This is a genomic window from Peribacillus psychrosaccharolyticus ATCC 23296, assembly GCF_000305495.1.
In the GTDB taxonomy this organism is placed as follows: domain Bacteria; phylum Bacillota; class Bacilli; order Bacillales; family DSM-1321; genus Peribacillus; species Peribacillus psychrosaccharolyticus.
The window spans coordinates 12,511-33,165 of the sequence record NZ_AJTN02000154.1 but is presented as its reverse complement, the minus strand read 5'-3'; the positions used below and the strand labels follow the sequence as shown (position 1 = coordinate 33,165).

The 20,655-nt window shown below is 39.0% G+C and carries 18 protein-coding genes and 1 pseudogene; 5 read left to right on the top strand and 14 right to left on the bottom strand.

The annotated features are described in order from the left end of the window. Positions 1-97: 97 nt before the first annotated feature. The 9 genes from WYK_RS07065 to WYK_RS07030 form a co-directional block, all read right to left on the bottom strand. Complete coding sequence (locus WYK_RS07065; protein ID WP_235782462.1) at positions 98-1,855, bottom strand: sensor histidine kinase; 1,758 nt, start codon at positions 1,853-1,855, stop codon at positions 98-100. Between the two features lie 33 nt (positions 1,856-1,888). Continuing rightward, the gene (locus WYK_RS07060) at positions 1,889-3,442 is read right to left on the bottom strand and encodes a response regulator transcription factor (RefSeq protein WP_051387366.1); all 1,554 of its coding nucleotides are present in this window, start codon (positions 3,440-3,442) and stop codon (positions 1,889-1,891) included. Between the two features lie 427 nt (positions 3,443-3,869). Next, complete coding sequence (locus WYK_RS07055) at positions 3,870-5,174, bottom strand: D-arabinono-1,4-lactone oxidase (protein ID WP_040373844.1); 1,305 nt, start codon at positions 5,172-5,174, stop codon at positions 3,870-3,872. Then, positions 5,174-5,929, bottom strand: a complete 756-nt coding sequence (locus WYK_RS26135; RefSeq protein ID WP_328286268.1) for a type III PLP-dependent enzyme domain-containing protein — start codon at positions 5,927-5,929, stop codon at positions 5,174-5,176. Before WYK_RS26135 ends, WYK_RS07055 begins: the two co-directional genes overlap by 1 nt. Continuing rightward, entirely contained in the window at positions 5,926-6,339 is a 414-nt protein-coding gene (locus WYK_RS26130; protein ID WP_328286267.1) for an alanine racemase, read from the bottom strand. The genes WYK_RS26135 and WYK_RS26130 overlap by 4 nt, the downstream gene beginning before the upstream one ends. 252 nt (positions 6,340-6,591) lie before the next feature. After that, a complete protein-coding gene (locus tag WYK_RS07045) occupies positions 6,592-8,532 on the bottom strand; it encodes a DUF2075 domain-containing protein (protein ID WP_040373835.1) in 1,941 nt (646 codons plus the stop codon). A 165-nt stretch (positions 8,533-8,697) separates the two neighbouring features. Further along, positions 8,698-9,228 (bottom strand): YehS family protein, encoded by a 531-nt coding sequence (locus tag WYK_RS07040; RefSeq protein WP_040373834.1) that lies wholly within the window; start codon positions 9,226-9,228, stop codon positions 8,698-8,700. A 197-nt stretch (positions 9,229-9,425) separates the two neighbouring features. After that, positions 9,426-10,487, bottom strand: coding sequence for an LLM class flavin-dependent oxidoreductase (locus WYK_RS07035; protein WP_040373833.1), 1,062 nt, complete (start codon positions 10,485-10,487; stop codon positions 9,426-9,428). Between the two features lie 74 nt (positions 10,488-10,561). Then, a complete protein-coding gene (locus WYK_RS07030) occupies positions 10,562-11,434 on the bottom strand; it encodes a YitT family protein (protein ID WP_040373832.1) in 873 nt (290 codons plus the stop codon). Between the two features lie 378 nt (positions 11,435-11,812). On the opposite strand from WYK_RS07030, the pseudogene WYK_RS07025 reads away from it, so the two are divergent. Beyond that, positions 11,813-12,565 (top strand): annotated as a pseudogene (locus WYK_RS07025) (cupin domain-containing protein). Positions 12,566-12,724: 159 nt separating this feature from the next. On the opposite strand, the gene rlmD reads toward WYK_RS07025, so the two are convergent. Both rlmD and WYK_RS07015 read right to left on the bottom strand, forming a co-directional pair. Beyond that, entirely contained in the window at positions 12,725-14,104 is a 1,380-nt protein-coding gene (gene rlmD, locus WYK_RS07020; protein WP_040373831.1) for a 23S rRNA (uracil(1939)-C(5))-methyltransferase RlmD, read from the bottom strand. Further along, a complete protein-coding gene (locus WYK_RS07015; RefSeq protein WP_040373830.1) occupies positions 14,101-14,985 on the bottom strand; it encodes a DNA-3-methyladenine glycosylase family protein in 885 nt (294 codons plus the stop codon). Before WYK_RS07015 ends, rlmD begins: the two co-directional genes overlap by 4 nt. Before the next feature lie 150 nt (positions 14,986-15,135). Here WYK_RS07015 and WYK_RS07010 point away from each other — a divergent pair, with 150 nt between their 5' ends. Then, positions 15,136-16,077: an ABC transporter permease subunit gene (locus tag WYK_RS07010; protein WP_040373829.1), complete on the top strand. Its 942-nt coding sequence runs from the start codon at positions 15,136-15,138 to the stop codon at positions 16,075-16,077. Then, the gene (locus tag WYK_RS07005; protein ID WP_040373828.1) at positions 16,074-17,033 is read left to right on the top strand and encodes a hypothetical protein; all 960 of its coding nucleotides are present in this window, start codon (positions 16,074-16,076) and stop codon (positions 17,031-17,033) included. The genes WYK_RS07010 and WYK_RS07005 overlap by 4 nt, the downstream gene beginning before the upstream one ends. 103 nt (positions 17,034-17,136) lie before the next feature. On the opposite strand, the gene pdaA is transcribed toward WYK_RS07005, so the two are convergent. Both pdaA and WYK_RS06995 read right to left on the bottom strand, forming a co-directional pair. Then, on the bottom strand, positions 17,137-17,898 hold the full coding sequence (pdaA, locus tag WYK_RS07000; protein WP_407951475.1) for a delta-lactam-biosynthetic de-N-acetylase: 762 nt from the start codon (positions 17,896-17,898) through the stop codon (positions 17,137-17,139). A 142-nt stretch (positions 17,899-18,040) separates the two neighbouring features. Next, positions 18,041-18,241 (bottom strand): hypothetical protein, encoded by a 201-nt coding sequence (locus WYK_RS06995; protein ID WP_040373826.1) that lies wholly within the window; start codon positions 18,239-18,241, stop codon positions 18,041-18,043. A gap of 119 nt (positions 18,242-18,360) precedes the next feature. Between WYK_RS06995 and WYK_RS25115 the strand changes: the two genes are divergently transcribed. Both WYK_RS25115 and WYK_RS25990 read left to right on the top strand, forming a co-directional pair. Further along, the gene (locus tag WYK_RS25115; RefSeq protein ID WP_169732061.1) at positions 18,361-18,528 is read left to right on the top strand and encodes a hypothetical protein; all 168 of its coding nucleotides are present in this window, start codon (positions 18,361-18,363) and stop codon (positions 18,526-18,528) included. 275 nt (positions 18,529-18,803) lie between these two features. Continuing rightward, positions 18,804-18,938 carry a hypothetical protein gene (locus WYK_RS25990; protein WP_268870047.1) on the top strand — a complete coding sequence of 45 codons (135 nt, stop codon included), beginning with the start codon at positions 18,804-18,806 and terminating at the stop codon, positions 18,936-18,938. Here the strand turns inward: WYK_RS25990 and WYK_RS06990 are convergent. Beyond that, positions 18,935-20,506, bottom strand: a complete 1,572-nt coding sequence (locus WYK_RS06990) for a fumarate hydratase (RefSeq protein ID WP_040373825.1) — start codon at positions 20,504-20,506, stop codon at positions 18,935-18,937. The genes WYK_RS25990 and WYK_RS06990 overlap by 4 nt on opposite strands. Between the last annotated feature and the right edge of the window lie 149 nt (positions 20,507-20,655).

Genomic DNA, 20,655 nt, shown 5'->3' with positions numbered 1-20,655 from the left:
TTACTCGGTAGGAAGATATTTTCGTAAACTTGGATTATTTTTAGGATTTGGTCGTGCGTTTATTTTTTAGAATTTGGAATATCTTTAGATTTTATAACTATTTTTGTTCTACATGAGAAGGAAGGATAATCCGTACCTTTGTTCCTTCACCCTGTTTGCTGGAAATGGTTACACCATACTCTTCCCCATAAATGAGTTGAATTCGCTCATGAACATTCATAACACCTATTCCTGAGAAAAGCTGTCGTTTATATTTGGGAAGATTAGTTTCTGTTAATTCCCCTATTCCATCACCGTTATCTACTACTTCACAAATCAGATTGTCCTCTTCCTGCCAAATTAAGACATGGATTGATCCCCCCGCTTTACGATTGAACCCATGGAAAAATGAATTTTCCATAAAGGGCTGTAAGATCAGTTTAGGCAATCTGACATTCAGACAATCAGGCGCAACCAGATAACTTACATTTATTTGATTACCATAACGCTTTTGATTTATGAAAACATAGTTTTTCAAATTATCCAATTCCTCTCTGACAGTAACAGTTTCATTAACATTCCCTATTGTATTCTGAAGCAGCGAAATCAAAGCGGTAATCATTGCTTCGGTATCTTCCTTACTGTCCTGCTGCACCATAAATTTGATGGAAGCCAATGTATTGTACAAAAAGTGTGGATTGATTTGTTGCTGCAGGGCTGCCAGTTCCGCATTCCGTTTTTGCTTTTGCGAAAGCATCAGCTGCTCCACATACTCATGCAGCTCGTCCAGCATAGAATTAAAAGCATGGCCGATCTGCCTCGTTTCATATGTACCTAAGACAGCCACATATTGACGAAATTCAGATTTTGGCGCATTTTCAATCTGTCTTACAAGTCTTGATAAAGAGTTAGTCAGTCTTCTTGATACGAAAAATACACTGACCAATGCTATGAAGACAATCCCTATCGAGATCAGCACAATTTTTCTTTTATCGATTAAATTTCCAAATGCCTTTTCCTTGTCAATAATATTAAATAGATACATATCTAAAGAGGGAAGTGTTTCCACTAAAATAATCTGCTCCTTCCCTCTAAAACTTCCAATCATGTACTTATGAGAATTGGTTTTGATCTCTTGCGCATACCGCAGAAGATCCACTTCCTTTTTCCCAATTAATTGAGATTGATTACTGGAAACAATCATCCCTGACTTATCAACTATGAAAATATCATTCCCAGGGCTAGTATAGTTCGCATAGACCTTTTTGAATTCACTTTCCCTAAATGAAAAATAAAGGGAGCCATATACCGTACCGGAAAGTCGATCCATTAATGCTTTAGTAGCCACAACAAACCTTGTTTCCTCAATACTTCTCGTTTCACTCTTTCGTTCATCATATTGATACAGCAGTCTTTTTGGTTCTTTTAGTGTATTGCTTGTTAAAAAACTCTCATTAAGCTCCTGATCAGTAATTGGCCAATGAGGCCGATTGGTCGTTAAAGTGACCCCATTTTCTCCTTTAACAATGATTTCAAACTCATACGTATCAAAGTTCGATTGAATTTGCTTAATGTACTCCCCCATAGTAAAAAATGAGATCATTTTCTCGGCATTTGTTTGCTCTTCAGTAAGATTGGTCTTGATTACACCGCTTTGCAGTATATTATTGGATGCAATTACAATAGAATAATGAAAAGACTCAAAGCTTTCTTTTATTTCATTTATGATTTTCACATTCGTAATACTAAACTTTTCAAAAAAGAATTGCTCAGACATCCGAATCGTCGTCCATGTAATGGTTACTGAAACCAGAATGATAATCATAAAGGTAATAAGGGATATTGTAATAAACAAAGTATTATGTTTAAAGCGCATGGGTATGAATCTCATATCTTATCACGTCCCTTATCATATCAATTGTTTTCTCTTGTATTGACTAGGGGACATTCCCTTTACTTTTTTAAATACCTTACAAAAATAACTGTGATCCGAGAAACCGACCATTTCACTAATCTCCGAGATGGCCGCTGTTTCTTTTAGGAGCAGCTTACATGCCTCTTCAATCCGTATTCTATTCAGAGATTCTATAAATCCTTCATTATTGTGAGCACTGAAATAACTTGAAATATAAGAAGGATTAAAATGAAAAGTAGCAGCTACATCGTTTAATGTAAGCGGCTCCGAATAATGATTCTTTAGATAGTCCATGAACTTCTTCATATTTATATTTTCCGCTCGGTTTTGCATTTTGAATATGCTTTCATTCGCTTCCACAATAAAACGATCCAATAGTTTAATTGTCTCCCTTGCAGAATTTGCTTCGTCAATGAGCTTGAAAAAGGTGTACCTGCTTTGTTCAAGTTCTTTTATTTCATAATTCATATTGCCAAGGAGAATCGTGATGTTAAAGATGATATTACTGAAAAATGCTTTATACTCAAAAACGTCCATAGTAAAACAGTTGGATAATTTTTCGGCATAATCCCTTAAATAGAAAAAGGATGAATCAAAGTGTTTGCGCATAAACTCTTCTGTAAACCAATCTAGATTGAATTTTTCACTTTTAGGCACAATACTTGGCAAATCAAATTCAGTTAAAACGAGGATATCGGGAAAATAAAAACGATAGTTTAAGAGTTTTAGAAGGCTCTCCTTAAACATTTTTCCTAGTTGACCAAATTGTTGAAATCCCTCGGTTAAAGCAAAACCGCTCTCAACCTGCGAAGCTGCTAATTGATTGGCACCATCCCTAACCTTTGTCAAATCTTCTTGATTTACATTAACCAGAAATACGATTATGTTCGAATCAAAGTTAAAAGAATAGTAAGCGGCCTCGCTTAGCTGTTTGTTGAAGGCATTTTCAACGATATCTTTGACTTGGGCAGGAAATTCAGCAGAACCCTTAGATGGTTGTTTTTTCATGTCTACACCCATTAAACAGTAATGACTATAGGGAAACGCTCTTGTAACCTGTTCCAAACCATAATATACATCGTATCCTAAAACTAACTTGTTGATAATTTGATCGATGGATAGATTAATACTTAAATCCTTTTCTCTGGATTGAAAACCTGGAATTCTTTTAACAGCCGTTTTCAAAACATTTAATAGACTGTCCGCCTCGAGCTTTGGTTTTAGAATATAGTCGACCACTCCACGTTGAAAGGCGGAGCGCACATAATCAAATTCTCCATAACTACTCAAAATAATAATTTGAATTTGTGGATATTTTTCTTTGACGATTCGTGTTAATTCTTCTCCATCCATGATAGGCATAACAATGTCTGTAATAATAATGTGAGGATACGATGCTTCTATCAATTCCAAAGCTTCTTGACCATTTGAAGCTTCACCAACGATTTGAAAACCTTCCGATTTCCAATCTAAATAATGCATAATCCCTCGTCTGATTAATATTTCATCATCTACAATCAGTATTCTGCACATTTCCCCAGAATCCAATATGATCAACCTCCAATTGGTCACACATTTAATCGTTCATTTTATATTTATGGTGGGTATGAAGTGCTGCTGTAAGCCAAAAGGAAATCACCACTTTGAGAAGGTTCTTAAAAGAAACTGAGAACTTACTTAATCACTTCGACATATTAGGAAATTCCTCCTTTTTTGTCAAAACCCTTGTGTCTCTAGCATTAATAGATTTTAATTTTGTGATGAAAAATTATTCAAAGGACTGTCCTAGTATGTGTGGGGTAAAGCAGGAGATCGTTATCTGTTTGATTGGTGTTCTTCTAGCGTTATAGAGGGTAAAAGTTGAAGTGCCTGGGCAAAGGCCAGACACTTTGAAAAACACAAATTGCCATATACTATTCCAAATATTGCTCTGTGTACTGAGACCGTCTTACCCTTGTTCCCGTAAGTTCTTTGTTCATCCAATCAATATCTTTTTGATATAGTCATTTAGAAAAATTTCTTGCGGATCTAGTTCATGCCTTATGGCTAAAAAGTCAGGCAGTTTCGGGTAACAGGCATGTAATTCCTTTTTTCCTAGGCTGTGCATTTTGCCCCAATGCGGCCTTCCTCCGTATTTCTGCATAATCGCTTCCACTTCTCTAAAATACTCTTCATACGGCATTCCTTTGTACATATGAAACGCAATATAAGCGGAATCTCTTTGATAAGAAGGGCTAAACCATATATCATCCGCCTTGACCGTCCTGCATTCTATCGGAAAATGAACCTTATGCTTCTTTAGTTCAATACACTCCCGAATCTCTTGAATGGCGCTCTTAAAATAGTGAAGCGGAATACAATATTCTATTTCTCTGAACTTCACGAGTCTTGGAGTAGCAAATATCTCATGACTTTTTGCCGTAATGGTTGTTGTTCCAACGGCCATCGCGGATAATCTGCTGATGGTTGGACTGCTTTTTGGGAACAATCGACATACCTCTGACAGTACAAAAAATAAGTAATTTTCAAGAATTAGATTTTTTAAATTGTGGAATAATAAACGCTGTGGTTTATGCGTCGTAATATTCATCGTTTTAACTTGGACAAGATCTGAATATGGGAATAGATAAAACTCAAAGTGTCGGTTTTCGTTGATAAAGTATTCAAGTTGTTGCACAAAAAGTGGATATTCTATCTTTTCACTTCTATATTCGTATATAGGTGTTCTAATTATTTTCAGTGTTACTTTTACAATTATTCCAAGAACTCCGAGAGATAGAAGACAAGCCTTAAAATATTGCGGGTTTTGTTCCTCGGAGACAGTAAGTACCTCTCCTGACGCTGTAACAATGACAAGTTCCACTACTTGGGTTGGTATATTGCCAAACTCCAGGCCTGTTCCATGCGTTCCAGTTGAAATAGCCCCCGCAATACTTTGGACATTGATATCCCCTAAATTTTCTTGAGAATATCCTTCTTGACCAAGCCCTTCTCCTAATTGAAATAATCTAGTGCCGCCCAGAACGGTAACTGTGCTAGCTGCCTCATCAAGTTGTTCAATTCCACTAAGTAAATCAAGTGATACCAGCCAATTATCTGTTTTTACTAAATCAGTAAATGAATGCCCTGCTCCTACTACTCTAATCTTTTTCTTTTGTTTCACTGCTTCTTTAACGAATGAAACAACCTCCTCAATTGAGGATGGATACAGGATTTTTTCCGGAGTACATTCACATGTTTTAGACCAATTTCTCCATCGTTTTCCTTGCGCCGTTTTCATTATAGAAAACATTTCCCTTCCCCCCGATAGGTTAGAAATTGATTCACTACTTGTTGATTAGAAAGACAAATAATTTCATTAAACCGTTCACATATTTCTCCAGCTTTAGCTGCCCTAAAAATGATGACATCTCCAATTTCTAACGTTTCCTTTTCATAATAAACAGGGGTTTGCACTTCCCCCGCTCCTTCAAATGGTAATAGTTTACCACCCGGCGGATAGACTGGCATGGGCACCTTATCCCGACCATGCACTCCAGATGAAACATACCCACCTCCAAGACAAGTATAAATATTGGGGGATGGTTTTCTAACGACTGGCAACGAAAAAAATAAGGCAGGGGTATAGCGGAAATCTCGATAATAATCAAATAACAGAGGGGCATAGAAACCTGAACCTGCAGTCAGTTCCGTAACACCTTCTTCTTTCGACGTCGTATCAAGACTACCCGTCCCACCTCCATTTACAAATACTAGTTGAAGATCCTCGCTCTGAAGAGATTGCACAATTTTCTCCCTTCGCAGTTTAATTTTATTGAGTGATTTCTTTTTCATAAAAGAAACAGCTATGTTTTTTAGTTTCTGAGAAGGCAGCTTATCACTTACCCCAGCAATTTGAGCTTCATAGCCCATGATGCCAATCAGCTTTAGTGTCGGATATTCCTTTATATATCGGACTAGCTGGATGACATCATCAGATATTCTTAATGGAGAACGCCTCACTCCAAAATGAAGGCTGCCAAACGTGGTGCTCATATCAATATCAATACATAAATAAAAAAACCATTTGCCTTTATAGCAATCTCATTTAACTGCTTAACCTGTTCAATGGAATCGACCATACAGGTAATTTGGTTACCTTCACCATTTAATTTTGCTATATTAGTATGAGCTTCGGGATCGAAGCATGGATAACCTATAAGGATATCCGCAATGCCTTGTTCTGCAAGAAAAATAGCTTCACTGAGGCTATAACACATAACGCCTTTAAAGACAGGGCTGTATTCGAGAATTCTTTTTAAAACTGGAATTGACCGTATCGATTTAGTAGCGATTCTGATCGTTTTTCCATTTGCCTTTTCAGCGATCTTCTTGCAATTATGATCAAAAGCATCTAGATCCAATAAAAGAGCAGGAAGAGACAAGTTCTTTGCTATTTCATTCATCAAACTAACACCGCCTTTCATTTTTATAATAAACGAGGAAAGGAATTTAAAGAAGTTTTATTTTGAATATTCAGTTTTTAATATATCGATGTAAAGCTTTTATTTATGAAAAAAAGCCATTAAATGAAAAATTTCATCAATGACTTTAGATTACGTGTGTAGTTTTAAAGCAAAAACATTAAGATAGGTCATTTATCTTGAAATAGACCACACTCACTTATAAATGGCTCCCTGTATTGAAAACCAAACTCATTATTTATAAGACTCCCTTTCCTCTGCAACACTCTTCTTCCCTTCAAAAAACTCGTTAGGCTCATACTGTGCTTGGATTTCTCCAATGCGTTCGAGCAAGTAATTTTCCAAATCCTTATTTGTACAGTAGACGAAGCACCCTTTTTGCCCTCTGGTTAAGAGCGTCCTATACGTGTTCCGGATAATCTCATCAGCCAGTTTCATTGCTTTCTCTGGTTCTTCTTTTGATAGCTTTTTTATTCCTTTTAATGAACTGTCGGTTTTGGCCCTTTTTGTAAAATCGGTTTGTACCAAATCATCACTATGGTACATGTCATCTCCAATGATTACTCCTACATAATCAAATTCCAACCCTTGAGAGGTGTGGATACAGCCCACTTCTTGGACAGAGTTTTCATCTATTGCCCAGCTGTCCGAATTACCGAGATTCCAGCTCATGCTGAATTGATTCGATAGTTCAATATCATGTACCTGTGAATTGTTCTTGCCTTCCTTTTTCCAGTCCCAGCAATAACCTGCTAACAATCGGGCTTTGTTATTCAACTTGTTCAGCCTGTAAATTTCATCCCTCATCTGAACTGGATCACTATAAACACGAAAATCATAGTTACTGCCAATATAGCTCTCATTAGCTGTTTTTCGTATTTGAAGAACATCATCAATCCAAGCTAAATAACCATCCGAGCCATTACATCGGAACTGTGAATCCAATAATGCTGTCGATACACTAGCCTGATCTTGTTCAGCAAAGTGATGAATTGACGATATGCTCCCAGCATCCTTTAGCGTTACGCGTTGACGCTCATCAATGAAAAAGATTGAGAAGTTAGAGGCATGAATGATTTCCTTCATTTGATTCTCACCAAGATGATTGAACATGCCTGATTTTTCATTCAGACGATGCGCTTCGTCTACAATCAGCACATCGAACGTATTTTTCGGAACATCAATATAACTCCCCGATCCTTTAAAGAGGTTATCGATATGCCCCTTTCGAAAGTCCTTCTTTAGCTTTTTAGCATAAATAGCCCTTGGCGCAGCATTCTTGGTCACATACTGACAAACCATATTTTGTGCCGTCAACTCAACTAACAGGTTGATTGCCAGCACTGATTTCCCTGTTCCTGGTCCACCCTTAACAATCAATACCTGCTTTTTATTTGTTCTCTGCGCTTCTTTTGCAAGCATCTTTGCTGCTTCGTACACAACCTTCTGATCATCAATCATGACAAATTCAGTATTTCCCTTCAACATATTAAGAAGGGAATCCTGCAATGATTTAGATGGACGAATTCTGCCATTCTCAATCTTGTACAAGTTTTCCTTGTTATCACCAAATTTGATATGTTTCTTGATGAAATCGCGGAGCTTTGCCGCATCGCCTTTTCGAAAAACGGGTGCCTTCTCTACATAATATTGATAACTATCATTAACAATAGGATCATCAGGTACCTTGATATAATTATGCAAGTAAGCGCAAGGAAATAATTCCATTTGGTTATCTTGGACATTTTCATTATAATCCTCAATTAGCGCAGCGTACGACCACGCCTGATAAGAAGGGTGAGTAGTTTCTCTTACACCGCCGCCAAGAAAAGTCTTAACAATAGCTTCTTTTCCATCTACTTTCTCAATATCCTGCCATTGCTTGAGCTCAACGATAACGACAGATTGATTTCTATCATTACTGCCAGATATCAAAAAATCAACCCGTTTAGATGTATAAGGAATCTTAAACTCTATCGCAACACCTGCATCATCAGGTATTTCTGGATCCAATAGAATAAGATGCATATACTTCATTGAATTATCCCAAGCTCTTAATTCACTTTTATTTATCCCGCCTACTTTTTCTGCGTAATTATTTACGATATTATCTATTAATTTATCCTCAAAAACATCATGAAGGAATTCACTTTTAATTGCCTCATATATTATCATCCTTGATTCACCTTTTCTATTGTCGTTCTGTAATCTAGTCCCTTTTCACTACTTATTGTACACTAAGGTTCTATCTAGTACTTATTTGAAAATAAAAAAGGCTGTATACAAAAAGGCTCAAGCAATAAGAATTTCTCCTTATCACCCAAGCCTATTGTTTTCTCGTTATCCTCTATATTTCAAAGTTAACCCTTTTAAGAAGTTACGAGCATATCGGTCGCCGCACTGTTTATAATTTCGATGTCCTTCTTTTCTTAGAATAGCACCTAACTCACCTTTTGTTATATCGACACCTGCTTCTTTCAGGATATCAATCATATCCTCACTAGTTAAGCTCAGAGCGATTTTCAATTTCTTAAGAAGGACATTATTCACACTTTCCTTCCCTGTCGGTGCAGGGCTTTCTGGTTGTCCTGGTTTTGGCTGTTGTTTCCCTCTTTTAAAAATAATCATGCCATTCAAAAAGGATTCCATCATCTTATTATTGCACTTGATTGAATCTTCTTCCTCATCATACTCATAAAAATCAACATCATCGTCGTAGTCATCATAGTCATCTTCTTTTGGTTTGGTAAGCATCTCTAGCACTTCTTCTTTAGTCACGTTCACGCCGCCAAGTTTAAACATCTCTACCATATCGTTATTTTTTATATCTAGAGCATAGCGTACTCTGATTAAAATATCATGATTATGCATCCATTAACCTCCTATTATCGTACCTGTTTCAGCAGCTTCATCTTTATCATTGCCCGAGTAATTTCTTCGAATACTAAACGGCAAATGAAAATCCGAGAATCTATTACAGATTCCCGGATGCTGTAAGTGTACTGTATGTTTTATTATACCTAAAAAAGGATTAAGACGACATTAAGTTTGGATAAGCATCGTAAAGCTTACGATTCCTCTTCACCCTTAGCTTCCCATCTGCCAATTTCCTCCCGAACCATCGGGGCAACCTCTTTGCCCAACAGTTCGATGGCCTTCATTACATCATCATGCGGCATTGATCCCACGGGTACATGCAGCATAAAGCGTGTAATCCCCACGTTTTTGCGAAGATGAATAATTTTTTTTGCGACTGTCTCCGTATCGCCAACATAGAGCGCACCTTCTAAACTACGTGCAGAATCAAACGTTGCCCGCGTATATTCCCCCCACCCTCGCTCTCTTCCTATAACATTCATCGCTTGCTGAGTGGAAGGGAAGAATTTATCTGCTGCAAGTTCTGTACTCTCGGCAATAAATCCGTGTGAATGTGAGGCAATTGGCAGCTTAGTTACATCATGGCCAGCCTCTTTAGCGGCTCTTTTATAAAGTTGTACGAGCCCGGCAAACTGCCGCGGGCTTCCGCCGATAATGGCTAGGACGAGCGGTAGACCAAGGATGCCTGCACGAACAACTGATTGCGGAGTCCCACCGCTGGCAATCCAAACAGGTAACGGATTTTGAACTGGGATAGGGTAGATACCCAGATTTTGAATAGCCGGACGATGCTTGCCATTCCAAGTCACCTTTTCGGACTTCTGGATTTTTAACAATAAGTCCAGCTTCTCATCGAACAATTCATTATAATCATCTAAATCATACCCAAATAACGGAAAGGACTCGATGAAAGAACCCCGTCCCGCCATAATTTCTGCACGGCCATTTGAAATCGCATCGAGCGTCGAAAATTGTTCAAACACTCTCACTGGATCGTCCGAAGATAACACCGTAACAGCACTAGTAAGCCTTATCCGTTTTGTCTGTGAAGCAGCTGCGGCTAAAACAACCGCTGGTGATGAGGCCGCATAATCCCTCCGATGATGCTCGCCGACACCATAGACGTCCAAACCCACCTCGTCTGCTAACACAATTTCCTCCACGACTTCTCGTATACGCTCCGCATGACTGATTACCTTACCAGTCTTGACATCTGGAGTTGTCTCCACAAATGTTGTTAAACCTATTTCCATCTTCAGTTCCCCCCTCAATTTAAGAAAAAGACGGACTCCTGTTTAGAGTACCGTCCTATACTGTTTTTCACTTATTAATGAATATCCTTCTTCTTAAAACTACCGCCTTTAACTTCTGCTACGTCATATACCGTAACAAAAGCGTTTTGATCAATCTCGTGAATAATTTCTTTCATCTTACTTTCTTCCAAACGGTTAATAATACAAGTAATCTCTTTAAACTGTTCATTTGAATACCCGCCATAAGCATCATTGTAAGTAGCTCCACGGCCTAACCGATCACGAATCGTTTCTACCATCAACTCAGGTTGTTTCGTAATAATTTTAAAGGTTTTAGAACCGCTCAAACCTTCTTCGACAATATGTATAACCTTAGAAGCAATAAAGTAGGCAATTGCAGAAAGAATAGCCCCTTGAAGTCCAAATACAGTTGATACAACAATAAACACAAACGTGTTCAAAAACAGGATTAAATCACTTGTTCCAAACGGTAATTTTTTTGAAAGCAAGACGGCTAACATATCAATTCCGTCTAAAGCACCGCCATTACGCAAGGCTAAACCCATACCGAAACCGATGATAATACCACCAACAACGGTAATTAATAATGTATCCCCTTCAATAATCGTAGGGACATGATGCATGACAATCGTTCCAACCGCCAATGAAGCAATACCGATAACAGAATAAATAGCGAAACTTTTACCAATCTGTTTATATCCTAACCAAACAAATGGAATATTTATAACACCAATTAGAAGCCCCAACGGTAAACCAAAAAGTTGCGAACCCACAATACTTAGCCCTGTTACCCCACCATCTGAAACGTTATTTGGGATTAGTACTGCTTCTAGTCCATAAGCTGTGATCATGGCTCCGATAATAATTAATAATACTTTTGAAGATACCTTCAGCAATTTTGATTTTTGTTTTGTTTTATCACTCATTTATTTTCTCCATTTCACTAAAAATTTAAAGAATCTCTCCCGTAATTTCTTCACTATAATAAAGTATAGCTTATCTTATTAAAGAACTAAATACAAAGGTCCCGATCAAAACCCATCCTTACACCCTACGATTAATTACACGTCACTTCAATAAGTACAAATCAACTTTCTCTTCAACAAGGGAAAGAATTAATTAACTGGATATTTAAAAAGAGATAATGAGTTCATTATCTCTTTTTTTAATTCCCCTTAACGTTATTTGTCTACGAAGTGAGATGAAAGGGATTCAGCATAATAGAATTTATCAAGGCATTCAGTTGTAGTAATGCCTATTTTCAGGTTTAAGCTAGTTCAGGTGAATACGTATTTACGGGAGGAATACAATTGCCAAAGCCAATTGATTTCAAAGTTTATGCTGGTGAAATACCGGAACCTATTCGGGCTGATGGAGCTGGCGCAACGGATCCCGGACCACGTGATATTTTGCGTGCGTGAAATCCAGATATGCTTGTACCGCCAGTTACGGATGCAGGAACAGTGCCAAACTTACGATTTTCATTTTGCGTACCCTTGAGTGCATTTGATAATATCCCAAAGCAGGAGAAATATATTTACCAAGGCGATATTCCTGGATCTCTCGAGAGTGTCTCTATTCCTGATCCATTTGGTACGAGAAACTTTACGCATAATTTACTTGGTCAAGAACCCATTAAGTCTCCGGGCGGCTCAGTCCGAATTGCTGACTCTACAAATTTCCCAGTGTCCGAAAAAATTTCTGTAGCGCTTGTGGAAATTTTACCAGGAGCCTTAAGAGAATTGCATTGGCACCCAAATAATGATGAATGGCTGTATTTTTTATCAGGTCAAGGACGTATGACGGGATTCGCTGCAGACGGTACAGCAAGCACATTTGATGTGAGGGCGGGAGATGTAGGATATATCCCTTTCTGTTACGGACACTATGTTCAAAATACGGGTAAAGAAACGCTTTGGTATTTAGAAGTATTTAAAAGCTCTAAATATGCGGATATATCGTTAACACAGTGGATGGCACTAACCCCTAAACAAATCGTCAGCAGTAATTTAAATGCAGGACCAGAATTAATGGATGCATTGCGCAAAGAAAAATAGGCTGTTGTTCAATTCCCTGGTTATACTTACAATGATTTGGATTAATTATTGCTATCATTAAAACTAATCAATAACCGAGACAAGCACCATATACATTTACTAATGAAAAAAACACCTAATTCAGAAGAAGTGCTTCCTGAATTGGGTGCCTTTTTTACTTTATTTCAATGTTAATTTCGTAACTACTTCAACATGGCTTGTCTGAGGGAACATGTCCACTGGCTGCATGAATTCTACTTGATAGTATTTGTTCAGGATATCGATATCCTTAGCAAGTGTGGATGGGTTGCACGATACGTAGACAATTTTCTTCGGTTTTACGTCTAGAATGGTTTGCAGCAGGGCGTCATCACAGCCTGAGCGTGGTGGGTCGACAACGATAACATCAGGTTCGAAGCCTTCTTTAATCCAGCGAGGGAGGACTTGTTCTGCTTTTCCGACTTCGAATGAGATATTTGCACGATCATGACGAATGGCATTTTCTTTGGCGTCTTCAATCGATTCTTCAATCGTGTCCATGCCGCGAACCTCTGCTGCTTCTTCTGATAGCCAAAGGCCGATACTACCAACGCCGCAATAGGCATCAACCACTTTTTCCGTACCGGTGAGAGCAGCTGCCTCTTTAACTTCATCGTAAAGTTTAACCGTTTGGATTGGGTTTAGCTGGAAGAATGTACGAGCTGATAACTCGTATGAAAGGTCGCCAAGTGTTTCATTAATAACCTGTTCTCCTGCTAGGTGAATCGTTTCCTTACCAAAAATAAGTGACGTGTCTTCGTTGTTTACATTTTGGACAATTGATTTAACCTCAGGAAGCTGTCCATGAATCAGTTCAATGATTCGATCCTTTTTAGGTAATTCTCGTGTGCTGGTAACGATGACGACTTGTACTTCTTTACTTTCGAATCCGACACGGGTTATCACCGTGCGGACAGCACCTTTTTTCGTTTTTTCGTTATAAATCGAAATGTCTTCATTCTTCAGAATCTTTTTAATGATTCGTGTGACTTTATTACTGGATTTATGCTGCACCAAACAATTGGGGATATCAATTAAATTATGTGAATTCATTCCGTACAACCCTGCGATGATTTTGCCATCACGGAGCCCTACTTGGTATTGGCTCTTATTCCGGTAATTCCATGGGTCGTCCATCCCAATAGTCGGACGAATTTCAACTTGATCTGCTGTAAGTTTTGCATGGCGTTCCATTGCTTGAAGAACAAGATCACGTTTTTCTACAAGCTGCTGGCTGTAGTCTAAATGCTGAAGTTGACACCCTCCGCATTGCTCGTATATTGGGCAAGGCGCTGAAACCCGGTGAACGGATTCTTTTCGGATATTTTTAATTTTAGCTTCTGTGAATTTTGGATGAAGCTTGGTTGCTTCTACAACCACTTCCTCGCCTGGAAGTGCTCCAGGTACGAAAACGACGCTCTTTTTAAAAAAGCCTACGCCTTCACCATTAATACCCAAGCGTTTTATAGTTAATGGAAATGTTTGTCCTAATTCGAGTTTGATGTCTTCTGAATTTGTCATTTCTTATCACTCCGTTTTTCAATGCTTCTCCATAAATAAAGAGACGCATAACTTAGGTATGGAGACCAGTTTATACTGAATTTCTCCATTTCCTCTTGTGTTGGTTTTTGCGGCAGTCCAAATAACTGCTTTATTGCGTTTTGAATCCCGATATCTGCTTTAGGAAACAGATTAGGACGGCCAACTCCAAATAATAAAAAGTTTTCCGCAGTCCATTTTCCGATACCGCGAATCTTTGTCAATGTCTCGATAATTTCTTGATCCGATCTCTGCGCAAGCTGTTCAAGATCCAGACGGCCCGCGGTGATTTCCTGAGATAGTCCAATTACATATTCTGCTTTTCGTCCGCTGAACTGAATGTCTCGAAGCTGTTCAACAGTCAGGTTTGCTGCTGTTCTTGGTGATGGATAAAACCAGGCTCCGTCGAGCTCAAAGCCGAAAGTCTTCACATAGCGTTCAGTTAAAGTATGTGCAAAGGCCAAGTTTAGCTGCTGATGGACGATGCACTTTACGAGACAGCTGTAGTAATCAAAGTCGAGTACAATCGGTGTGCCGCGATGGTCTGTAAATAACCCCTTTAAATCTGTATCTTCAAAATGGGTCGAAATGTCCTGCAGCGGCTGATGAAAATGAAAGACCTTTTTTACTCGGGTTAATCCTTGTTCCATTTGCTCCTCTGTGTTCCCGCTGATTGTAAACGAGGGATCATCCGTACTTCCTTCCGCTTTCACGGTTAGAACAACTGGCTTTTTTTCTATATATAACGGAACCCTTACTGTCCGTTCTTCTCTGTTGATTACATGAAGGGGATCGAGCGCCAAACGCTCTACTACTAAATCGAAATCATAAGGCGGTTGAACCCTAATAGTTTTCGTCCACATAGTATTCCTGCCTTTAACAGTTTTCCCCGTATTATATCATGTTTCCTCTTTAATTACTTCCCAATACGCTGGACAAAACAATCACACATAGTTGTTCCAATATTTTAAATATTTAGGTATAATTAACCAAAACTTACCAAGGAGATTTTTATGACACTCTTTTTAAAGTTATTGGTGAATTTATTCTTTTGGGTCTCAATAGCTGTGATTATTGTTCTAGCAGCCCTAATTCCCAGGGAAACCACCTTTGAACGAATTGGTACAATTGATTATATGGCATGGGATTTCAGCTGGAAGGCTTATGAAGAGAATATTGTGAATTATTATAGGGACGTGAAAGAAAACAAAAGTCTTGGTACCACTCAATTTAAGATCCCTGTAGAGACTGAGTTGCATCATTATGGCCTCCGCAGTCTAAAAATTATGATTCCTGCATTCTTACTCAGTATTATTCTCGGTATTATCAAAGGTGTCTATGATTATACCTATCAAAAAGGGCCTCGGAAACTTTTTGGTACATTTACAACATGGCTTGGTCAGTCGATCCCAGACTTCTTTATCATCTTCTCTGTTCAAACTTTCTTATTCTTCCTTATGGACCAAGGCTTCATTAAAGTTGATATGTATGGTGATGAACAATGGTATAACATCATCATGCCAATACTCTTTTTGAGTATGTATCCAGTCTCTTTAATCGCTAAGTATACAGCTGAAGCGCTCGAAGAAGAGGAACAGAAAGATTATATCCGAACCGCACTTTCAAAAGGAGTACCTCGGAGAATGATTATATGGAAGCACGCCCTGCGAAACTGTTATCCAAAACTGCTGCTTCACTTTATGCCCGTCGTCATGACTCTACTGTCTGCCATGCTCGTAGTTGAATTTTTGACCATGTACCGTGGAATTGGCACAAGGCTGCTTTCTATTCTTGCCATTCAGACTAAAATGTTGCCTGGCCAGCCGCTTCCAATCGATCCTGGTGCTTTTATCGGGTTTAGCTTTTTAATTATTTTTGTTCTTTTAATTGTCCAATGGATTGACTCCATCCTTACTCATTTTTTAACGAAGCAGAAAGAGGAGGCTGCGTCATGAACAGAAATTGGTCGTTATGGCTGGGTACCCTCGGTTGTTTTATTTTTTTGATTATTATCTTTTTAGGTCCAAATTTTCCAGGCGTGGATGCTCAACTAAAGCAGAATTTTTATTGGAAAGATCTCTTCAATATTCCGATCTTCTCACCCGATGCTGATTTTCCATTTGGTTCCGATCGAAAAGGCGTAGATATGTATAGTGCACTTATTATGGGCACCCGATATACCTTACTGACTGTATTAAGCATCAGCATTATTGCGTTTTCACTCGCACTTGTTTTAGGGGCAGGGGCTGCTCATAATCGCGGGATTCACTGGTTATTAAAGGCTTGGAATGGAGTGTTTTCTAGAATTCCGCTTCTCTTTTTTGTCATCTTCTTTGCCACCATCCCTTTTTTCATATTCTCCCCACACCGCTTCTACTACCTTGTTGGGGCTATCATTGTGATTGAAACAGGGAAATTAGCCGAATTTGTAAGGAAAAGCATTCTGATTATCCAAACGACCGACTATTTTCAATCGGGAGTGGTCATGGGAACCGGTTTTTGGGGATTGTTTAAATGGTATTACTGGCCAAATTGTTTCTCACAATGGCTGTCCCACTTTTTTAGCCATGTTGGCAGTATCCTGTTTCTACTCGGCCAACTAGGGATTTTCAATATTTTTTTAGCGCAAGCCATGATTCCAATTGGCGGAGTTCCTGGGGGACTTGCTACTTATGAATTCCAAAATACATTACCCAACTGGGCGACTTATTTATCCAATTTTTATTTTGACATTGATCCAGCCCCATGGATTCCGCTATCAGCGGCTGCTTTTATAACTGCAGCAATGCTCTCCTTCCACGCTCTTTCAGACGGAATTCGAAGGCATTACGTAAATCAGCTTCCCAAAGGTCAGCCAAAATTAAATGCATTTATTGAAAAACAAGCTCAGAAATGGCGGAAGCCGGCCTGAGCCTTGTTTTTCTGTATGAATGAGGGGGGTATATGGTTAATCTATTCAACATAAAAACGATTTATTCCCTTCAGGAAGTAGCTTATTTCCTTCAGAAGACTGCTTAGTAAAGCATAGGAGAAGGCAGCTGTTGATCAATCATTAACTGATCAAGACTTTTAAACACGTATCCTTGTTTTTTCAAATCGGTAATAATGGAGTCTAAGGCTTCGGCATTATCCTTAGATACGGTATGCAAAAGCAGGATTGCCCCTGGATGAATCTGCTTCATCACTTCATCATACGCATACTTAGCACCTCGTTGTTGATCAACAACCCAATCCCGGTATGCAAGTGACCAAAAAACATGGGTGTACCCTTCTTTCTTTGCTACTGCCATCGTTCGTTCATTAAATACGCCGCGCGGTGGACGAAGGTAGTTCATCGTTTGCTGTCCGGTTAGTTTTTCTGTTTCTTCTTTCACCCGTCTTAACTCTTGGCGGATTACTTCATCTGACGAACGGCTCATATCTGGATGTGTCCACGAATGATTACCCACAATATGATTTTCTTTTACCATTCTGACAACCAACTCAGGTGCTGTTTTTAAGTAATGGCCTGTGATAAAAAATGCTGCTGGAACATGCTGACGACGCAGTACATTTAAAATATCCCCCGTATATCCATTTTCATAGCCATTATCAAACGTTAAATAAATCTCTTTTTTTCTAGGATCTCCTTTGTAAATAGCAGCGGATTTTTTGATCATATTTTCAAACTTTGGACCAGCATCGGCAGGCTGTCCATTTTTCCCTTTATTAAAGCCCCATCCATACGAATCGGCAGCTGCACTTGCAGTAACTGGCAGACACAAACAGATGGCCAATGTCAAAATGCTGATTTTCTTCAATATCGTGTTCCTCCCAATTTCTTTTTTCTCTTATTGTTTGAAGAAGGGAGGATCCTATACATTTTCATAATAATAAAAGCCATTCCTCGGCAGAGAAATGGCTCAATGAGTATTCAATTTATAACGGATTATTCGTTCTATTTATTAAAGCTCTAATAGCCCGCCAAATAAGGACAAAAGCAAATACAATAACCACTACGACACCAAGTGTAGTCAACACAACCTCAATGCTGGCAAAAATGGTTCCAGCTAAAGCAAGCTTGATTAAGGCAAATCCGGCTAACATAGCTGCAAAGAAAACTACTGTAAGCGAATCCATAGGTATCCCTCCTTTCTCTTCACTATATGTTGCATTTAGTTTCTGCGCTTCAATAAAAGTAAAAACTCTAGAAATAAAGTAGATCTTCTGCATATACCTCTATATAGGGGGGGATTCTAATGGCGCACTTTTTGATTATTACGATTGGATTTATTATATGTCTCGGTTTACTTGGGTGTGTTTTTTTCTTTGCCTTAAGATCTGGGCTCGATCGCAGTGATTCATCACGAATCGATCCTTTTCCCATTATTGAAAGTAAGGAAGTGAAGGAGAAAAAAGAAGAGTAAAAAAGAAGCGCAAACACAAGGCGCTTCAGACTGTAGACAAACTCAGGTGAGATCTTTAAAATCGTGATGTTGATTTTCATTCCAGGCGCTTCGCTTTCCGCGGGCGGGCGGTGAGCCTCCTCGTCGCTTACGCTCCTGCGGGGTCTCACCTGTCCCGCTGTTCCCGCAGGAGTCTTCACGCCAACACTCCCATCAACTGACTTTCTACACTTAAAAGTAAAAGGCCTATTTATAAATAGATATAGAATTTTGAGGTGATAAGGAGTATTTTCGAAATGGTCACACTAGACCAGCTTATTCCCGCAGGCCTATTTGGTCCGAATAATGCAAAAGAGGTTTGGAATGAAACCATTCCGAACCTCTTTTGTCTACAAACTGAAGCGCCAACACATGGCGCTTCTTTCATTTAACCAAAAACAGGTTCTTTAAATTGAGACAGCTTTTCAAGTGATGACTGATCGACATCACGATGTAAACTATTTCCATGCGAATCCATGGTTACAACTGCAGTAAAACCTTCTACATTTAAATGCCACATGGCTTCCGGGATGCCGAATTGCATGAGATCAACACCCTCAACTGATTTGATACAGTCTGCATAATACTGAGCAGCCCCGCCGATTGCGTTTAGATACACGCCGCCATGTTCTTCTAAAGCGGCAAGTGTTTTGGGTCCCATACCGCCTTTACCAATTACGGCGCGAATTCCAAAACGCTTCATAATATCTCCTTGATATGGTTCTTCACGAATACTCGTTGTCGGACCAGCTGCTTTAACATGCCATTTTCCTTCATTATCTTTAAGCATAACCGGACCGCAGTGATAAATGATTTGGCCGTCTAAATCAACAGGCGCATCATTTGTTGATAGATATTTATGGATGGCATCACGCCCTGTGTACATTCGACCGCTTATATGAACCACATCGCCAACCTTTAATTCACGGATTTTCTCTTCTGTAATAGGTGCTTGAAGGATAATTTCACGGCCTGTATCAGCAGGCTTTTCAGATGTGGCAGCCATTTCTAGTCTCGCACTTTCAAGTTCCTTTTCAGCAGCAAAATCAATATTTTCTCCTTCTTGATAAAGCCACTCATTAATAGCCCCTGTTTCTGCATGAACCTCTACGCCCAACCGACGGAAGGCCCAGCAATTGTACGCAACAGATACAAAGAAACTAGCTGGGATACGATGCATAACGCCTATTTTACAACCTAGCAGCGTAGTTTCTCCACCAAAGCCCATCGTGCCAATCCCTAATTCATTAGCTTTTTCTACTATGTATTCTTCTAATTTACGTAGATCTTCGTGCGGGTTTATATCTTCTGAATTTCTGAAAAGCTGCTGTTTAGCAAGATCATAACCAGCCGATCGGTCTCCGCCAATTCCTACACCAATAAACCCAGCACTACAGCCCTGCCCCTGCGCCTGATAAACAGAATGAAGGATACATTTACGAATTCCATCTAAATCACGGCCAGCACGCCCTAGTCCTTCTAATTCACAAGGCAGACTATATTGGATATTTTTATTTTCACAGCCGCCGCCTTTTAAAATAAGACGGACATCTATATAATCTTTTTCCCATTGCTCAAACTTCATCACCGGCAAGCCAAGTCCTAAATTATCACCGCTGTTTTCTCCAGTTAATGAATCAACAGCATTCGGGCGCAGCTTCCCAGCCTTCGTTGCTAAAATAAGTGCGTTTTTAATTGCTTGTTTTATTTCCAGCTGATTTACACCAACCGGCGTCTTAATTTTAAATGTCGGCAGTCCTGTATCCTGACAAATTGGAGATACATTGTCATCTGCCATCGTAATATTCTTAGTAATCGTCGCTAAACTCATTGCGGAACGAGTTCCCGAACTTTCACGTGCTTTTGCCGCTTTAATTGCTCTGCGCACATCTTTTGGAAGATTTGTTGAAGTTTCAACGATTAAGCTATACATGCTTTCTTGAAATTTCTCAATATTCATCGTACTCTTCCCCCTAAAAAAATATCTTTGCAAAACGGTAATTATCAGCCTGCGATCAACGAACGCGTGTACTCGGCATACCCGTCTTATTATACAACTAACATACTATTTCGAAAAGAAGAGAAAATTAAGAATTCAGGGTTATTTAA